The sequence below is a fragment of the Aureimonas altamirensis genome (assembly GCF_023702225.1).
GTDB classification, from domain to species: domain Bacteria; phylum Pseudomonadota; class Alphaproteobacteria; order Rhizobiales; family Rhizobiaceae; genus Aureimonas; species Aureimonas altamirensis_B.
Map to the genome: position 1 here is coordinate 397,462 of NZ_JAMQCO010000003.1, position 16,637 is coordinate 414,098.

The following is a 16,637-nucleotide window of genomic DNA, read 5'->3' on the forward strand; positions in this document are numbered from 1 at the left end:
CGCCCTCACCCACCTGCGCACGTTAAAATTTCTTCATGGATGGAACGATATGCCGCCATGCCTCATTTCGGGCCGATGGGGCGTATCCAATCCTGTCATGTCAACTTCACACATGAAACCATGGAGTGTGAACCATGAGCGAAGCGCTTGAACCGTCCGAGATCGACTACCGGGTCGGCAGCCATTTCTCCGACCCTGCCGAGGTGGTCGACGACAGGAACCTGTCGCACGGCGAAAAGCAGGCCCTCCTGGAGGATTGGCGTTTTCGCCTCGACGCACGCGTAGCGCGTGCCGGCTCCAGCGACGTCGTCCGGCGGCGTCATGCCTCCCTCGACAGGGCGCTCGACAGGCTGGGCGAGACCCGGCACTGACCGGGTTCGGCGGCGCTGCGGCGCCGCTTATTTCTGCCCGTCCCGCAATCTGCCCCTTTCCGAACGCCGAAAGGCGTTAGATAGTGACCGGGACAACGCGCCGCAGCACATTGATGGTGCGGCGCAGCACAACAGCAGGGCAGGCAGTTAACGTGGCTGATACTCAAGGATATGGCGCGACCGTCCGCACGCTCGCGGAGCGCGGCGATGCGGCAAGCCGGCGCGGCATCAAGGCGCTCTTCGACGATGCGCCGGACCGGTTCGAGGCGTTCAGCGCGGCGCTCGACGACCTGACCCTGGATTATTCCAAGACTGCGCTGAGCGCGGAGGACCGCGAGGCGCTCTATTCCCTTGCGCGCGAATACGGGCTGGAGGAGCGGCGCGACGCCATGTTTGCGGGCGCCCGCATCAATGCCACGGAAGGGCGCTCCGTGCTCCACGTCGCGTTGCGCGGGCAGCCCGAAGACGGCTACGAGGCAGCCGGCGAATATGTCGGCGACGCCGTCGAAGACGTTCTTGCCGCCATGTCCCGCTTTGCCGACGGCATCCGCAGTGGCGAGATCGCGCCGGCACGCGGCGGCCGCTTCACCGATGTCGTCAATATCGGCATCGGCGGCTCGGACCTCGGACCCGTTATGGCCACTCTGGCTTTGGCGCCGTATCACGACGGCCCGCGCGTTCACTTCGTATCGAATGTCGATGGCGCCCATATCGCCGATACGTTGCGTGCGCTCGACCCTGCGACGACGCTGTTCATCATCGCGTCGAAAACCTTCACCACCATCGAAACGATGACGAACGCCGCGACGGCCAGGCGCTTCATCGCCGACGCGCTCGGCGAGGCGGCCGTCGGTGCGCATTTCTGCGCGGTCTCGACGGCGCTGGACAAGGTCGCTGCCTTCGGTATCGACGAGTCGCGCGCCTTCGGCTTCTGGGACTGGGTCGGCGGTCGCTATTCCCTCTGGTCGGCCATCGGCCTGCCGATCATGATCGCCATCGGTCCCGACCGGTTCCGCGAGTTTCTGGCGGGCGCCCGCGCCATGGACAGGCACTTCAAATCGGCTCCGATGGCCGCGAACCTGCCCATTCTTCTGGGTCTCGTCGGCTGGTGGCATCGCGTCGCGCAGGGTTGCCCCTCCCGCGCCGTCATCCCCTACGACCAGCGCCTGGCGCGTCTGCCGGCCTACCTCCAGCAGCTCGACATGGAGTCCAACGGAAAGCATGTCGGGCTCGACGGCGAGCGCGTGAAGACGCCGACCGGGCCCGTCGTATGGGGCGAGCCCGGCACCAACGGCCAACATGCCTTCTTCCAGCTTCTGCATCAGGGCACCGACGTCGTTCCGGTGGAATTCCTGCTGGGCGCGGTTTCGCACGAGCCCGAACTGCAGGATCACCAAAACCTTCTCATCGCCAACTGTCTTGCGCAGAGCGAGGCGCTGATGAAGGGCCGCACCCTCGAGGAAGCGCGCCGTCAACTGCTGGCGGCTGGCCGGGCCCCCGACGAAGCGGAGCGCATCGCACCGCACCGCGAATTTTCCGGAAACCGTCCTTCCCTCACCATACTGTATCGCACGCTGGACCCGTTCACGCTGGGCCGCATCATCGCGCTCTACGAACATCGGGTCTTCGTGGAAGCGCAGCTTTTCGGCATCAACGCCTTCGACCAATGGGGCGTCGAACTGGGCAAGGAACTGGCGACGGGCCTCCTCCCCGTCGTCCGGGGGGAAGCATCGGCCGAAGGGCGCGACGGATCGACCGTCGGGCTCGTGAACGCGATTTCGACATTGAAAGGTTGAGACCATGCCGAACGACGCCACGTTGCCGACGGCCGAGGCCGCCAGCCCCATGCGCCGGGCCACGCACAACCCGTTGCCACGCGGTAACGACGCCGACACGCTGGCGCTCGAGATCGTCGAAAAGCTGACCTACTCGCTGGGCAAGACCACCGGCGTCGCCCGCATGTACGACTGGATGGACGCGACGTGCCTGGCCGTTCGCGACCGGATCATCGACCACTGGATCTCCTCGACCCAGAAGGTCAACAAGGATCAGTCCAAGCGCGTCTGCTACCTGTCGATGGAATTCCTGATCGGCAGGCTCCTGCGCGATGCGATCAACAATCTCGGCCTTGCGGAACCGGTGAAGCAGGCCCTTGCCCGCTACGGAGTGGAGCTCGACCTGGTCGAGCTTCTGGAGCCGGACGCGGCGCTCGGCAATGGCGGCCTCGGCCGGCTTGCGGCCTGCTTCATGGAAAGCATGGCCTCTACCGAGGTGCCGGCCTTCGGCTACGGCATCCGGTACGTCCATGGCTTCTTCCGCCAGGAGATCGCGGACGGCGCGCAGGTGGAACTGCCGGAGGACTGGCTGGCCCACGGCAACCCCTGGGAGTTCGAGCGGCGCGAGACGGCCTACGAGATCGGCTTCGGCGGCAAGGTCACCATGGTGGAAGAGCCGGGGCGTCCGCCCCGCTGCGTCTGGCGCCCGGCCGAGCGCGTCCTGGCCGTCGCCTTCGACACGCCCATCGTCGGCTGGCGCGGCAAGCACGTCAACACGCTGCGGCTGTGGAGCGCCCAGGCGCTGGACCCCATCCTTCTCGACGCCTTCAATTCCGGCGACCACATCGGAGCGCTGCTGGAATCCAACCGCGCCGAAGCCATCACCCGTGTGCTGTACCCTGCGGATTCGCACCAGGCCGGCCAGGAACTGCGGCTCCGCCAGGAATTCTTCTTCTCGTCCGCGTCGCTGCAGGACATCGTCCGCCGCCATCTCCAGACCTACGATACGCTGACGAACCTTGCGGACAAGGTGTCGATCCAGCTCAACGACACGCACCCGGCCGTATCGGTGGCGGAGCTCATGCGCATCCTGGTCGACATCCACGGCATGGAGTGGGACGCGGCCTGGACCGTCACGCAGGCGACCTTCTCCTACACCAACCACACGCTGCTGCCCGAAGCGCTGGAAACCTGGCCGATCCATCTGTTCGAGCGGCTGTTGCCGCGCCAGATGCAGATCATCTACGCCATCAACGCCGACATGATCCGCCATGCGCGGCAGGACAAGGGCCTCGGCGACGGCGAGATTTCCGCGATCTCGCTGATCGACGAGAACAATGGCCGCCGCGTGCGCATGGGGCAGCTCGCTTTCGTCGGCTCCCACGCGGTGAACGGCGTTTCCGCGCTGCATACGGACCTGATGAAGGAAACCGTCTTCCACGACCTGCACCGGCTGTTCCCGGACCGGATCGAGAACAAGACCAACGGCGTGACGCCGCGCCGCTGGCTGTTCGAATGCAATCCGCACCTGTGCAGCCTGATCGACGAGACCATCGGCACGGCCTACCGCGACGACCTGGAAAGGCTGGCCGACCTCGACCCGTATGCCGACGACGCCAGCTTCCGCGACCGGTTCGCAGCGGTGAAGCTTGCCAACAAGCAGCGCCTTGCCAAGGTGATCGAGGAGCGGCTCGCAACCTATGTCGATCCGAAGGCCATCTTCGACATCCAGGTCAAGCGCATCCACGAATACAAGCGGCAGTTCCTGAACATCATCGAGACGGTGGCGCTCTACGACCAGATCCGCTCATCGCCGCATCTGGAATGGACGCCGCGCGTCAAGATCTTCGCCGGCAAGGCCGCCCCCAGCTATCACGAGGCCAAGGAGATCATCCATCTCATCAACGACGTGGCCGGCGTGATCAACGCCGATCCGGCGGTGCGCAACCTGCTGAAGGTCGTCTTCATTCCCAACTACAATGTCAGCCTGGCCGAGATCATCATGCCGGCAGCCGACATATCCGAGCAGATCTCCACGGCGGGGCTGGAGGCGTCGGGCACCGGCAACATGAAGTTTGCGCTCAACGGGGCCCTGACCATCGGCACGCTGGACGGGGCCAATGTGGAGATGCAGGACCATGTGGGCGAGGACAACATGTTCATCTTCGGCCTGAAGGCGGACGAAGTCGCCCGCAGGCGCGCCGACGGCCATCGCGGCCAGCCGCTGATCGACCAGCAGCCGCTGCTGCGTGCCGCCCTGGATTCCATCGAGGGGGGCGTGTTCTCGGAGGGCGAGCCCGGACGCTATCGCGGCCTCGTCGGCTCGCTGCGCGACAGGGATTGGTGGATGATCGCCGCCGACTTCGACTCCTACTGGCAGACGCAGCGCCGGCTGGACACGCTGTGGCACGACAAGGCCGACTGGAACCGCATCGCCGTCCACAACACGGCGCGCATGGGCTGGTTCTCGTCCGACCGGTCGATCGCGGAGTATGCGCGCGATATCTGGCACGCAGGGGCCTTCGAAAAAAAGGCATGAGCCGGCAAGCATTTTAGCCGGTTCCGGGATATGGCGTCCGCCCCGGCGGACGCTATCTTCGATTGCAGAACGGCCGAAGGGCCGGCGACATGTTCGGTGCCCGCCCGCGCGCGGGCGGGGAGGGACTGAATGCCGAATGAGCGCCATGTGGCTCCGATTTCGCGCGATACGATGGCTTACGTGCTCGCAGGGGGGCGGGGCAGCCGCCTGATGGAACTGACCGACAGCCGCGCCAAGCCGGCCGTCTATTTCGGCGGCAAGTCGCGCATCATCGATTTCGCCCTGTCCAACGCGGTCAATTCCGGCATCCGCCGCATCGGCGTGGCCACGCAGTACAAGGCGCACAGCCTGATCCGCCACCTGCATCGCGGCTGGAACTTCCTGCGGCCGGGCCGTAACGAGAGCTTCGACGTATTGCCCGCATCGCAGCGCGTATCGGAAGACCAGTGGTATGCGGGCACCGCCGACGCCGTCTACCAGAACCTCGACATCATCGAGGCCTACGACCCGAAATACATCATCATCCTTGCGGGCGACCACGTCTACAAGATGGACTACGAGATCATGCTGCAGCAGCATGTGGACACCGGCGCCGACGTCACCATCGGTTGCCTCGAAGTGCCCCGCATGGAGGCGCGCAGCTTCGGCGTCATGCATGTGGACGAGAAGGGCCGTGTGACGAACTTCATCGAGAAGCCGGAAGACCCGCCCGCCATCCCCGGCCGGCCCGACACCGCGCTGGCGTCCATGGGCATCTACGTCTTCTCCACCGCCTTCCTGGCCGATCAGTTGCGGCGCGATGCCGCCGACCTCAAGTCGGCGCGCGATTTCGGCAAGGATATCATCCCCTACGTCGTTCGGCATGGCGCGGCCTACGCGCATTCCTTCAACCGCTCGGTCGTGCGCTCCTCCAACGAGGCCGATGCCTATTGGCGAGACGTCGGCACGGTGGATGCCTACTGGCAGGCCAATATCGACCTGACCGACGTCGTCCCGCAGCTCGACATCTACGACCGGGACTGGCCCATCTGGACCTATGCCGACGTGACGCCCCCGGCCAAGTTCGTGCATGACGAGGAAGGACGGCGCGGCTATGCCGTGTCTTCGCTGGTTTCCGGCGATTGCATCATCTCGGGCGGGTCGCTGAAACGCTCGCTGCTCTTCACCGGCGTGCGCATGCGCTCCTATTCGCGGCTCGACCATGCGGTGGTGCTGCCCGGCGTCGTCATCGGCCGGCATGCCCGCATCAGCCACGCGGTCATCGACCGGGGTGTCGAGATTCCCGAGGGGCTCGTCATCGGCGAGGATCCGGAGCTGGACGCCCAGCGCTTCCGGCGCACGGCCAGCGGCATCAGCCTGGTGACGCAGCCGATGATAGACAGGCTGACACGCTTTGAGTGACATTCGCGTTCTTTCGGTCGCTTCCGAAGTCTTTCCCCTGATCAAGACGGGCGGGCTTGCAGACGTGGCGGGAGCCCTGCCCCTGGCATTGGAGCGGCTGGGCAAGGACGTCCACACGCTGATGCCCGCCTATCCCAGTATCCTCGACCGGGTCGGTCCGCTGGCGCCGAAGGCGCATTTCACCGACCTGTTCGGTGGCGCCGCCACGGTGCTGGCCGCGGAGGCGCACGGGCTGCAGCTTCTGCTGCTGGATGCCCCTCACCTCTACGACCGGCCGGGCGGCCCCTATATCGGCCTGAACGGCTACGACCATACGGACAATTGGGCGCGTTTCGCGGCGCTCGGCAAGGCCGCGGCCGAGATCGGCCTCGGCGCGATCGACGGATGGCGGCCAGATATCGTCCACGCGCACGACTGGCAGGCGGCGCTGGCGCCGGTCTACCTGGCCTTTGCGCAAGGGCCGCGCCCGCGCACCGTCATCACCATTCACAACCTTGCCTTCCAGGGCGCGTTTCCGCACACGATCTTTCCCGAGCTCGGCCTGCCGGACACCGCCTGGTCGATCGAGGGCGTCGAATATTACGGCTCGGTCGGCTTCCTGAAAGGCGGGCTGCACGCTGCCGATCTCATAACCACCGTCAGCCCCACCTATGCGGCCGAAATCCTGACGCCGAACGGCGGCATGGGCCTCGACGGGTTGCTGCGCGGCCGCGCCGACCGCCTGGTCGGCATCGTCAACGGCGTGGACGTCGAGACGTGGAACCCTGCCACCGACCCGGAGATCGCCGCCAATTTCACCGTCGACGACGTGTTCAAGCGCCAGATCAACAAACGGGCGCTGGAGGCCGAGTTCGGCCTTGCCGAAGACGACGGGCCGATCCTTGCGGTCGTCTCGCGCCTGACGTGGCAGAAGGGGCTTGATATTCTCGTCGAGGCGATCGAGCCCATCGTGGCCGGCGGCTTCCGCCTGGTCATCGTCGGCTCCGGGGACCGGCTCCTGGAAGGCGAGTTCCTGGCCGCCTCGGCCCGCCATGCCGGGCGCATCGGCGTGCGCATCGGCTATGACGAGCCCCTGTCGCACCGTGTGCAGGCGGGCGCCGACGCGCTCCTCGTGCCATCGAGGTTCGAACCATGCGGGCTGACGCAGCTCTATGCGCTGCGCTACGGCTGCCTGCCTGTCGTCACACGCGTCGGCGGGCTGGCGGACACCGTCATCGACGCCAATGTCGCCGCCGTCACGGCCGGGGTGGCCACCGGCGTCATCTTCGAGCCCGTCACCCGCGATGCGCTGGTGAAGGGCCTCGTGCGGCTGCGCCGCCTCTACGAGGATCCCGCCCAATGGCGGGACATCCAGTTGCAGGCCATGCGCAGCAATGTTTCATGGGAACTCAGCGCCCAGCGCTATGCCGGGCTTTACCGCGACTTGCTGAAAGATCAGGATCGATGAGCATCATCACCGTTGAGACCAGACCCTTCGACGACCAGAAGCCGGGCACGTCGGGCCTGCGCAAGAAGGTGCCGCACTTCCAGCAGCCGAACTATGCCGAGAATTTCATCCAGGCGATCTTCGATGCCGCCGACGCGCCGGAAGGCGCAACGCTGGTGGTGGGCGGCGACGGGCGCTTCTTCAACCGCGACGTCGTCGGAAAGGTCATCCGCATGGCGGCGGCCAACGGCTTCGGTCGTGTCGTCGTGGGCCGCGACGGGCTTCTGTCCACACCGGCGGCTTCCAACCTGATCCGCCAGCGCAAGGCGGCGGGTGGGATCATCCTGTCGGCCAGCCACAATCCCGGCGGTCCGGACGGAGACTTCGGCATCAAGTACAATGTCGCCAATGGCGGCCCGGCGCCCGAAGGCGTCACCGAGCGCATCTATGCCCGCACCAGGGATTTGTCCGAATACCGGATTTCCGACGCCGACGCGCCCGACCTGTCGCAGCCGGGCACGACACGTATCGAGACGATGGACGTCGAGATCGTCGATCCGGTCGCCGACTATGCAGCCCTCATGGAAACGCTCTTCGACTTCGACGCCATCCGAGCCGCCATCGCGGGCGGCCTGACGCTGCGCTTCGACGCGATGCACGCCATCACCGGCCCCTATGCGACGGAGATCCTGGAGCGGCGCCTCGGCGCACCGGCCGGCAGCGTCGTCAACGCCGTGCCGCTGGAGGATTTCGGCGGCGGCCACCCGGACCCCAACATCGTCTGGGCCGCCCCGCTGGTGGACCATCTGATGAGCGCCAATGCACCGGCATTCGGCGCCGCTTCCGACGGCGACGGCGACCGCAACATGATCCTGGGCAAGGGCATCGTGGTGACGCCGTCCGACTCCCTCGCCATCCTTGCGGCCAACGCGCACCTGGCAAAGGGCTATTCGGGCGGCATCTCCGGAATCGCCCGCTCCATGCCGACCAGCCAGGCGGCCGACCGGGTCGCCGCGAAACTGAAGATCGGCATGTTCGAGACGCCGACCGGCTGGAAGTTCTTCGGCAATCTGCTCGATGCCGGCAAGGTCACGATCTGCGGCGAGGAAAGCTCGGGCACCGGCTCGGACCACGTGCGCGAGAAGGACGGGCTCTGGGCCGTCCTCTTGTGGCTCAACATCCTCGCGGTGCGAGGCATGGGCGTCGCCGACATCGTGCATGAGCACTGGAAGACCTATGGCCGCAACTATTACCAGCGGCACGATTACGAGGAAGTGGACAAGAAGGCCGCTGAAGACCTGATGGATTCGCTTCGCGGCCGCCTCGCCTCCATGGCCGGCCAGCGCTTCGGCACGCTGGTCGTCTCCGAGGCCGACGACTTCTCCTACAAGGATCCGGTCGACGGCTCGGTCGCCACGGGCCAGGGCGTGCGCATCATCTTCTCGGGCGGCTCGCGCATCGTCTTCCGCCTGTCGGGCACCGGCACTAAGGGCGCCACCTTGCGCGTCTATCTCGAACGGTTCGAAGCCAACCCGGATCGCCACGCCCTGCCCGTCGAGGAGGCGTTGAAGGAATTGATCGATACGGCCGACGCCATCGGGGAAATCCGCAAGCGTACCGGCCGCGCCGAACCCGACGTGCGCACCTGACGGGCACGGCCATGGAGGGTACCCGACGCATCCACGCGCGGTGGTGGCTGGCGACGCTCGGCGTCGTCGCGGCCGCCGCCGCCATCCTCCTGGCCATGGGCCGCGTCCCCATCTGCGAATGCGGGACGGTGAAGCTGTGGCATGGCGCGGTCGCCAGCTCCGAGAACTCGCAGCATCTTTCGGACTGGTATTCGCCCTCGCACCTCATCCACGGCTTCATCTTCTACTGGTTCCTGTGGCTCATCGCCCGAAACAAGAGCATGGGCTGGCGCCTGTTCATCGCCACCATCATCGAGGCCGGCTGGGAGATCGTCGAAAACACCGATGCGGTGATCGCTCGCTACCGGGATTCCACCATCGCGCTCGATTATTTCGGCGACAGCGTCATCAATTCCGTGTCCGACATCGGCTTCATGATCGCCGGCTTCCTGCTGGCGGGCCGGTTGCCGGTGTGGCTGACGGTCGCCATCGCCGTCTTCTTCGAGCTCTTCACCGGATACATGATCCGCGACAACCTGACGCTCAACGTCATCATGCTGATATGGCCGCAGGACTGGATCCGGGCATGGCAGGGCGGCGCGTGAGCGGAATCACCGCCGAACGGGGCCTGCCGCCGCAACTCGGCGCGGTCGTGGATACCGACGGCGTCCACGTTTCGATCGTCTCGCGCCATGCCGACAGGATGGAACTCTGCCTGTTCGAGGGCGGCATGACGCGCGAGAACCGTCGCCTCGTGCTGCCGGGGCGCCAGGGCGACGTCTTCTTCGGCTTCGTGCCGGGCCTGAAGGCCGGCGCGCTCTACGGCTATCGCGCCCACGGCCCGTGGCAGCCGGCGCACGGCCACCGTTTCGACCCGGCCAAGCTGCTGGTCGACCCGTACGCGACGGCGCTGGACAGGCCCTATGCCTACGATCCATGCCTGTCGGCTCCGCCCGCCGCCGCCGTCGATACGGCTCCGATCGTCCCTCGCGCCATCGTGACGGACCTGCCGCGCGATGCGGCGCCGATGCCACCGGGAAAGCCGGGCTTCACCTACGAAGTGTCGGTGCGCGGCTTCTCCATGCGGCACGACGGCATCGCCCCCGCCCTGCGCGGCACCCTTGCGGCGCTGGCGGACCCCGCGCTGATGGACCATATCGCCGGCCTCGGCGTGCAGACGGTAGAGCTGATGCCGCTGTGCGGCTGGGTGGACGAGCGGCACCTGTTCGCACTCGGCCTGCGCAACTCCTGGGGCTATAACCCCGTCACCCATATGGCCCTCGACCCGCGCCTTGCCCCCGGCGGTTATGCCGAGTTGCGCCGCGTCGTGGACGCGTTCCATGCACGCGGCATCCGCGTTCTGGTCGATGTCGTCCTGAACCATTCGGGCGAGAGCGACGAATTCGGCCCGACCCTTTCCTATCGCGGGCTCGACAACCGCCTCTATTACCGCACCCATCCGGACGATCCCGGCCTTCTCATCAACGATACGGGCTGCGGCAATACGCTGGCGCTGGAGCGCGAGCCGGTCGGCCGCATGACGCTCGATGCCCTGCGGCTGATGGTGCAGGCGGCCGGTGTCGATGGTTTCCGGTATGATCTCGGCACGGTGCTCGGCCGCACCGAGACCGGCTATTTCGACCCCGACGCACCCTTGCTGCGGCAGATCGCGGCGGACCCGGTACTGGCGGGCCGCATCCATGTGATGGAGCCCTGGGACATCGGTCCCGGCGGCTACCAGCTCGGCAATTTCAAGCCGCCCTACGGCGAATGGCAGGACCGCTTCCGGGACGATGTACGCCGCTTCTGGAAGGGAGAGGACGCGATGGCCGGCGCCCTGGCGACACGCCTTGCCGGCTCCGCCGACATCTTCCAGCGCAACGGGCGCGATCCCTCCGCCGGGGTCAACTTCATCGCCGCGCATGACGGGTTCTCCCTTGCCGATATCGTCGCCTACGAGCGCAAGCACAACGAGGCCAACGGCGAGGCAAACCGCGACGGGCACAACGACAATCATTCGTGGAACTGGGGCGTCGAGGGCTTCACCCATGACGCGGCGGTGATCGAGGCGCGCAGGCGCGACATCCGCGCCCTTCTGGCAACGTTGTTCGTAGCGCGCGGAACTCCGATGTTGACGGCCGGCGACGAGTTCGGCCGCACCCAGGCCGGCAACAACAACGCCTATGCGCAGGACAACGACCTGTCCTGGCTCGACTGGGCAGCCGCCGACCGGGCGCAGGCCGCCTTCACCGCGCGGCTGGCCGCGTTGCGGATGCGGCACCCCGCTTTGTCGGCCGACACCTGGCTGAGCGGCGAGGCGGTCGAGGGCTGCGACCTGCCGGACGCCGTCTGGTACGGAGAGGGCGGCATCCTGACCATCGACGAATGGCGGCAGGCGGCTCGCCGCCTTCTGGGCCTGTTCCTGCGCCGCGCCGACGACGGCGTCCTTGCCGTTTTCAATGCCGGCATGGACGAAGCCGACATGGCCCTGCCACCGGCCCGGGCCGGCCGCAAGCTGGTTGTGAAGCTGCGCTCCGATACGCCGGACGTGCCGGAATCGCCGGCTTCGGACCCGCTCCGCCTCGGTCCGCGCTCGGTGACGATTCTGGTGGAAGAAGCGGCCGCCCCATCGCAATCGGCGGCCTGACCTCTTAGGTTGGGCGGCATCCGAGTTACCCAGCCCTACGACGCGATGACGATCCGCCAGCTCTCCGAACACATGATCGACCAGATCGCCGCCGGCGAAGTGGTCGAGCGGCCGGCCAGCGTCGTCAAGGAACTGGTGGAAAACGCGCTCGACGCCGGCGCCCGGCGCATTTCCATCGTTACGGCGGGCGGCGGCAAAAGCCTGTTGCGCATAACAGACGATGGTTGCGGCATTCCCGCGATGGAGCTGCCGCTGGCCGTACGGCGGCACTGCACGTCCAAACTGGCCGAGAGCCTGCACGACATCGCAACCCTGGGCTTCCGGGGCGAGGCGCTTCCCTCCATCGGATCGGTCGCACGGCTGTCGATCCGGTCGCGGCCGGCCGACGCGGCGGAAGCCGCCGAGATTCGCGTCGAGAACGGCGTCCTGCAGGGACCGCGCCCGGCCGCGCTGTCACAAGGTACGGTGGTGGAGGTGCGCGACCTCTTCTACTCCATCCCGGCGCGGCTGAAATTCCTCAAGGGCGAGCGGGCCGAAAGCGGCGCGATAACCGATGTTGTGCGCCGGATCGCGCTGGCCTTTCCGCAAGTCCGCTTCGAGCTGACGGGCGAGGACCGGACCCCGACCGTGTACGAGGCGGCATCCGACCCCCTGGCGCGCATCGCCGACGTGATCGGCAAGGACTTCGCCGACAATGCGCTCGAGCTGGATGCCCTGCGCGAGGGGGTGGGCCTAACGGGCTTTGCCGGGCTGCCCAATTTCAATCGGGGCAACGCGCTGTACCAGTTCTTCTACGTCAACGGTCGCCCGGTGCGGGACAAGATGCTGCTGTCGGCCATGCGGGGCGCGTACATGGACGCCATGGCCAAGGACAGGCACGCCGTGGCCGCGCTTTTCCTGACCATCGATCCGCGCGACGTGGACGTGAACGTGCATCCCGCCAAGGCGGATGTACGCTTCCGAGACCCCGGCCTCGTGCGCGGGCTCGTCGTCGGCGCCATCCGGGCCCGATTGGCCGAGGGCGGATTGCGTTCCTCCACCAGCGGCACGGCGGCGATGCTGGCGGCCTTCCGCCCCGCCATGGCGGCAGAGAGCCCGCGATCCGGGGCGATGGGCCAGGGCTACCGGCCCGAACCGCGGCCCATCGGCTATACGCCCGCCGCCTCCCCTTTCCGCCCGCTCGGCGGCGCGGCCGGCGGCTTTTCCTCTCCCGGCCCGATGGGCGGGGTTGCGCCGCTCGCGCCCTCGGCGCGCATCGACGAGCCGGCCCGGGAAAAGACCGTCGAAACCTTTCCGCTGGGTGCGGCCCGCGCGCAGATCGACAAGGCGTTCATCGTGGCGGAAACGCCCGACAGCCTCGTGATCGTCGACCAGCATGCCGCCCATGAGCGCCTCGTCTACGAAGCCCTGAAGGCGGCGTTGCACGACAGGCCGCTGCCGGCGCAGATGCTGCTGATACCGGAAATCGTGGATTTGCCGGAGGCGGACGTGGACCGGCTCATGGACGCGGCAGAGACCTTCCAGCGCTTCGGCCTTGCTCTCGAGCGCTTCGGGCCGGGTGCGATAGCCGTGCGCGAGGTGCCGGCCATGCTGGGGCAGGTCGACGCTGTGCAACTGGTGCGCGACCTAGCCGACGAGTTGGCCGGTTCCGACACGACAGACGGCCTGAAGGCGCGCATCGATCACGTCGCGGCCACCATGGCGTGCCATGGCTCGGTCCGCTCGGGCCGCGCCCTGCGGGCCGACGAGATGAACGCGCTTCTGCGCGAAATGGAGCGCACGCCCGGCTCCGGGCAGTGCAATCACGGCCGGCCCACCTATATCGAGCTCAGGAAGACCGATATCGAGCGGCTGTTCGGCCGGCGTTGACGATGCGCCGCCGACCTGATTGAACCATAGCCGCGACATCGAATGCGAACGGGAAAGCCACGGTGATGATGAACCGTATGGACGGCGGCGGGGAAGCCAGGATCAACTATCTGGACGGGGATTTCGAGGTGGTGCGCCCCGGCAGCTACGTGCTCTGCGCCGTGACGGGGCAATCCATACCCCTCGACCTTTTGCGCTACTGGAGCGTCGCCCGGCAGGAAGCCTATGTCGATGCGGCCGCCAGCTTGAAACGCGAACTGGAGATCGACCCTTCCCTCGGCCGCGCCCACGGCCGCGCCACCGGCTAGGGGGCGCGCATGTCCCTCCCCTCCAACGGCCATGAGGTCGAGCTCAAGCTCCTGATCGACCCGGCGGAGGCGGATAGTCTGGTCGGATCCGACCTTCTCGGCGAGCCGGACGACGTTCGGACCCTGCACACCGTCTATTTCGATACGCCCACGCTGGACCTTGCCACGGCCGGATTTTCGCTGCGCGTGCGCGAAAGCGGCGGGACGTTCGTCCAGACGGTGAAGGCTTTGGGCAACGAAGCCGCCGGGTTGATGGCGCGCCCGGAATGGGAGCGCGAACTCCCCGGCCCCGAGCCGGTGCTCGACGACGAGAGGCCCATCCGGCAAGGCATGGGCGATCGCCTGCAGATGCTGGCGCCCCTCTTCGAGGTCGACGTGGAGCGCCGCAGTTGGACCCTGTCGCAGGGCGGCTCGGTGTGCGAGATCGTCCTGGACAGGGGCGTCGTCCGGGCGGGCGACCGCCAGGCGCCGGTGTGCGAGATCGAGATCGAGTTGAAGGCCGGCGAAGCCTCGGACCTGTTCGCCCTTGCCCGGCGGATCGACGAGGTCGTTCCCGTATGGCCGGGCGTGATGACGAAGGCCGAGCGCGGCCATCGGCTTCTGGGCCCGGTACGCCATGCCGTCAAGTCGCAGTCGGCGACGCTTTCGGAAGGGATGAGCAGCGCGGTCGCCTTTCAGCGGATCGCCTCGGCCTGCCTGCGCCAGTTCCGGCTGAACGAGATGCAGGTGGACCCCACCTATCCCGATGCGCTGCATCAGGCCCGGGTGGCCATCCGCCGGCTGCGTTCCGCCCTGTCCATCCACAAGAAGATGCTGGCCGGAGAGCAGCTTTCGGCGATGCGCTCGGGCCTGCGCGATCTCGGCTCCGCGCTGGGCGAAGCACGCGATCTCGACGTGCTTGCCGGCCGGATGGAAGGATCGGCCTACCTGGAGCCTGTCGAGCAGGCGCGCCGCGACGCCTATGAGCGCGCGTGCCAGGCCCTCAGGTCGCAAGGCACCCGGGCGCTGCTGCTCGATTTTTCGCAGTGGCTGTCCTTCGGCGACTGGATCGCGTCCGCCGATACGCTGGCGCTTCGGCAAGCCCCGGCACGCGATGCTTCCGCGCAGATCCTCTCCCGCCTGTTCAAAAAGGTTCGCAAGGCGGGACGGCACCTCGATACGCTGGATGACGAGGCGCGGCACGAATTGCGCAAGATGGCCAAGCGTCTGCGTTACGCGGCGGAATTCTATGCGCCGCTGTTCGACGACAAGCGAAGCCGTAAGCGTCGCAAGCGGCTTCTGGAAGGGCTGGAAGCCCTTCAGGATTCACTCGGCGCACTGAACGACCTGGCTTCCGCACCCCGGACGATCGAACGGCTCGATCTCGGCGCGGAAGCCGTTTCGCAGATCGCCGGGCATGGCGGCGAAGACCGCCGGGACGACCTTCTGGCCAGGGCCGCCTCCGCTCATGAAGCCGTCGAGGCGGCCAAGCCGTTCTGGAACTGACCCGCCGCTAGGCCGCGTCGCGCAGCCGCTCCGATGCGCCATCCGCCTTGCTGCTCCGGCGATAGCGGCTGCCGAAGCGATTGGCCAGGAAGGCATCGAAAGGCACGTCCTCCTGCCGCACGAACCCCTTTTGCGGCAGGATACCCGCCGACAGCAGGTCCAGTACCGCGCAGATGCCGGCTGCAGTGGTGATCTGGATGGCGCTATGCATCTCCCCCGCTATCGGCCCGCTATGGATCCGGCGCGCGTCGGTTTCCTGCACCAGGCGTCCGTTCCGCATTCCGGTGACGGTGGCGAAGGTTACCACAACGTCCTGCCGGGTGGCCGGGAGTGCATGTTCCAGGATGTCCTTGAGGACCTCGCGGCGATGCCGCAGGCCGAGATCGTCGAGCAGCGTCTTCATGATCGCGGCGTGGCCGGGATAACGCAGGGTGCGGTAATTCAGCGAACGGACCTTGCCGGCATAGGTTTCGCAGAGCGAGCCGAGGCCGCCGGACGTGTTGAAGGCCTCGTATCGCGTGCCGTCGATCGACAGCGTCTCGAGCTCTTGCATGGCCGGCACCAGGATCTTGTGGCCGTCGACGATGGCCTCGCAGGGCTCGATATACTCGTTGATGACGCCGTCCGTACTCCAGGTCAGGTTGTAGCCGAGCGCATTCGACGGAAATTCCGGCAGCGCGCCGACGCGCAGGCGCATCGTGTCCAGCGTATCGAACCGGCCGGCGAGATCGTTGGCGACGATGGAGATGAAGCCCGGCGCAAGCCCGCATTGCGGTATGAACGCTGTGGCGCTGCCCCTGGCCAGTTCCATCACGCGGCGGGTAGAGGCGACGTCTTCCGTCAGGTCCATATAGTGTACTCCACTGGCCGCGGCAGCCTCGGCGATGGCGGTCGTCAGGTGGAACGGCGCAGCGCTGAGAACGGCGTGGCGCCCCTTGAGAAGCGCGCGCAGCCCGGCCTCGTTACGGATGTCGGTGCCGATGGAGTCGACATTCGGGTGGCGGGCGGCCTCCGCCGCTGCCGCCGCATCGCGGTCCGCGACCGTGACGCGGTAGTCTCCCGTCTCGGCCAGCATCGCGGCGATGGCCGAACCGATCTTCCCGGCTCCGATGACGACGATATCGCGCATGAACATTCCCTCCGACTGATGCGACCGATCGTCCCATCAACGGATCATGCAGGACTTTG

Annotated in this window: 12 protein-coding genes; 11 read left to right on the forward strand and 1 reads right to left on the reverse strand. The window is 66.9% G+C overall.

Going from position 1 to position 16,637, the window contains the following annotated elements; translation table 11 throughout:
• Positions 1 to 134 precede the first annotated feature (134 nt).
• The 11 genes from NDN16_RS07110 (at position 135) to NDN16_RS07160 (ending at position 15,449) form a co-directional block, all read left to right on the forward strand.
• Positions 135 to 371 carry a hypothetical protein gene (locus tag NDN16_RS07110; protein ID WP_251112914.1) on the forward strand — a complete coding sequence of 79 codons (237 nt, stop codon included), beginning with the start codon at positions 135 to 137 and terminating at the stop codon, positions 369 to 371.
• 113 nt (positions 372 to 484) lie between these two features.
• Complete coding sequence (gene pgi / locus NDN16_RS07115; RefSeq protein ID WP_285292506.1) at positions 485 to 2,167, forward strand: glucose-6-phosphate isomerase; 1,683 nt, start codon at positions 485 to 487, stop codon at positions 2,165 to 2,167.
• Between the two features lie 49 nt (positions 2,168 to 2,216).
• Positions 2,217 to 4,685, forward strand: a complete 2,469-nt coding sequence (locus NDN16_RS07120; RefSeq protein ID WP_251113017.1) for a glycogen/starch/alpha-glucan phosphorylase — start codon at positions 2,217 to 2,219, stop codon at positions 4,683 to 4,685.
• 129 nt (positions 4,686 to 4,814) lie between these two features.
• Positions 4,815 to 6,086, forward strand: coding sequence for a glucose-1-phosphate adenylyltransferase (gene glgC / locus NDN16_RS07125; RefSeq protein ID WP_251112915.1), 1,272 nt, complete (start codon positions 4,815 to 4,817; stop codon positions 6,084 to 6,086).
• A 1-nt stretch (position 6,087) separates the two neighbouring features.
• Positions 6,088 to 7,533, forward strand: a complete 1,446-nt coding sequence (gene glgA, locus NDN16_RS07130) for a glycogen synthase GlgA (RefSeq protein WP_251113018.1) — start codon at positions 6,088 to 6,090, stop codon at positions 7,531 to 7,533.
• The gene (locus NDN16_RS07135) at positions 7,530 to 9,161 is read left to right on the forward strand and encodes an alpha-D-glucose phosphate-specific phosphoglucomutase (RefSeq protein ID WP_251112916.1); all 1,632 of its coding nucleotides are present in this window, start codon (positions 7,530 to 7,532) and stop codon (positions 9,159 to 9,161) included. The genes glgA and NDN16_RS07135 overlap by 4 nt, the downstream gene beginning before the upstream one ends.
• Positions 9,162 to 9,172: 11 nt before the next feature.
• Positions 9,173 to 9,745, forward strand: coding sequence for a DUF2585 domain-containing protein (locus tag NDN16_RS07140; RefSeq protein ID WP_251112917.1), 573 nt, complete (start codon positions 9,173 to 9,175; stop codon positions 9,743 to 9,745).
• The gene (gene glgX / locus NDN16_RS07145) at positions 9,742 to 11,787 is read left to right on the forward strand and encodes a glycogen debranching protein GlgX (RefSeq protein WP_251112918.1); all 2,046 of its coding nucleotides are present in this window, start codon (positions 9,742 to 9,744) and stop codon (positions 11,785 to 11,787) included. Before NDN16_RS07140 ends, glgX begins: the two co-directional genes overlap by 4 nt.
• Before the next feature lie 45 nt (positions 11,788 to 11,832).
• Positions 11,833 to 13,656 carry a DNA mismatch repair endonuclease MutL gene (mutL, locus tag NDN16_RS07150; RefSeq protein WP_251113019.1) on the forward strand — a complete coding sequence of 608 codons (1,824 nt, stop codon included), beginning with the start codon at positions 11,833 to 11,835 and terminating at the stop codon, positions 13,654 to 13,656.
• 65 nt (positions 13,657 to 13,721) lie between these two features.
• Positions 13,722 to 13,964, forward strand: a complete 243-nt coding sequence (locus NDN16_RS07155; protein WP_251112919.1) for a DUF2093 domain-containing protein — start codon at positions 13,722 to 13,724, stop codon at positions 13,962 to 13,964.
• 9 nt (positions 13,965 to 13,973) lie between these two features.
• Entirely contained in the window at positions 13,974 to 15,449 is a 1,476-nt protein-coding gene (locus NDN16_RS07160; RefSeq protein WP_251112920.1) for a CHAD domain-containing protein, read from the forward strand.
• Positions 15,450 to 15,456: 7 nt separating this feature from the next.
• Here NDN16_RS07160 and NDN16_RS07165 read toward each other — a convergent pair whose 3' ends face one another.
• On the reverse strand, positions 15,457 to 16,578 hold the full coding sequence (locus NDN16_RS07165; RefSeq protein ID WP_251112921.1) for a saccharopine dehydrogenase family protein: 1,122 nt from the start codon (positions 16,576 to 16,578) through the stop codon (positions 15,457 to 15,459).
• Between the last annotated feature and the right edge of the window lie 59 nt (positions 16,579 to 16,637).

Excerpts from the sequence above, each read along its gene's own strand:
- NDN16_RS07155 (WP_251112919.1), top strand. The coding sequence starts at position 13,722 with ATGATGAACCGTATGGACGGCGGCGGGGAAGCCAGGATCAACTATCTG.
- mutL (WP_251113019.1), top strand. The coding sequence starts at position 11,833 with ATGACGATCCGCCAGCTCTCCGAACACATGATCGACCAGATCGCCGCC.
- pgi (WP_285292506.1), top strand. The coding sequence starts at position 485 with ATGGTGCGGCGCAGCACAACAGCAGGGCAGGCAGTTAACGTGGCTGAT.
- NDN16_RS07135 (WP_251112916.1), top strand. The coding sequence starts at position 7,530 with ATGAGCATCATCACCGTTGAGACCAGACCCTTCGACGACCAGAAGCCG.
- glgC (WP_251112915.1), top strand. The coding sequence starts at position 4,815 with ATGCCGAATGAGCGCCATGTGGCTCCGATTTCGCGCGATACGATGGCT.
- NDN16_RS07140 (WP_251112917.1), top strand. The coding sequence starts at position 9,173 with ATGGAGGGTACCCGACGCATCCACGCGCGGTGGTGGCTGGCGACGCTC.
- NDN16_RS07110 (WP_251112914.1), top strand. The coding sequence starts at position 135 with ATGAGCGAAGCGCTTGAACCGTCCGAGATCGACTACCGGGTCGGCAGC.
- NDN16_RS07165 (WP_251112921.1), bottom strand. The coding sequence starts at position 16,578 with ATGCGCGATATCGTCGTCATCGGAGCCGGGAAGATCGGTTCGGCCATC.
- NDN16_RS07160 (WP_251112920.1), top strand. The coding sequence starts at position 13,974 with ATGTCCCTCCCCTCCAACGGCCATGAGGTCGAGCTCAAGCTCCTGATC.
- NDN16_RS07120 (WP_251113017.1), top strand. The coding sequence starts at position 2,217 with ATGCGCCGGGCCACGCACAACCCGTTGCCACGCGGTAACGACGCCGAC.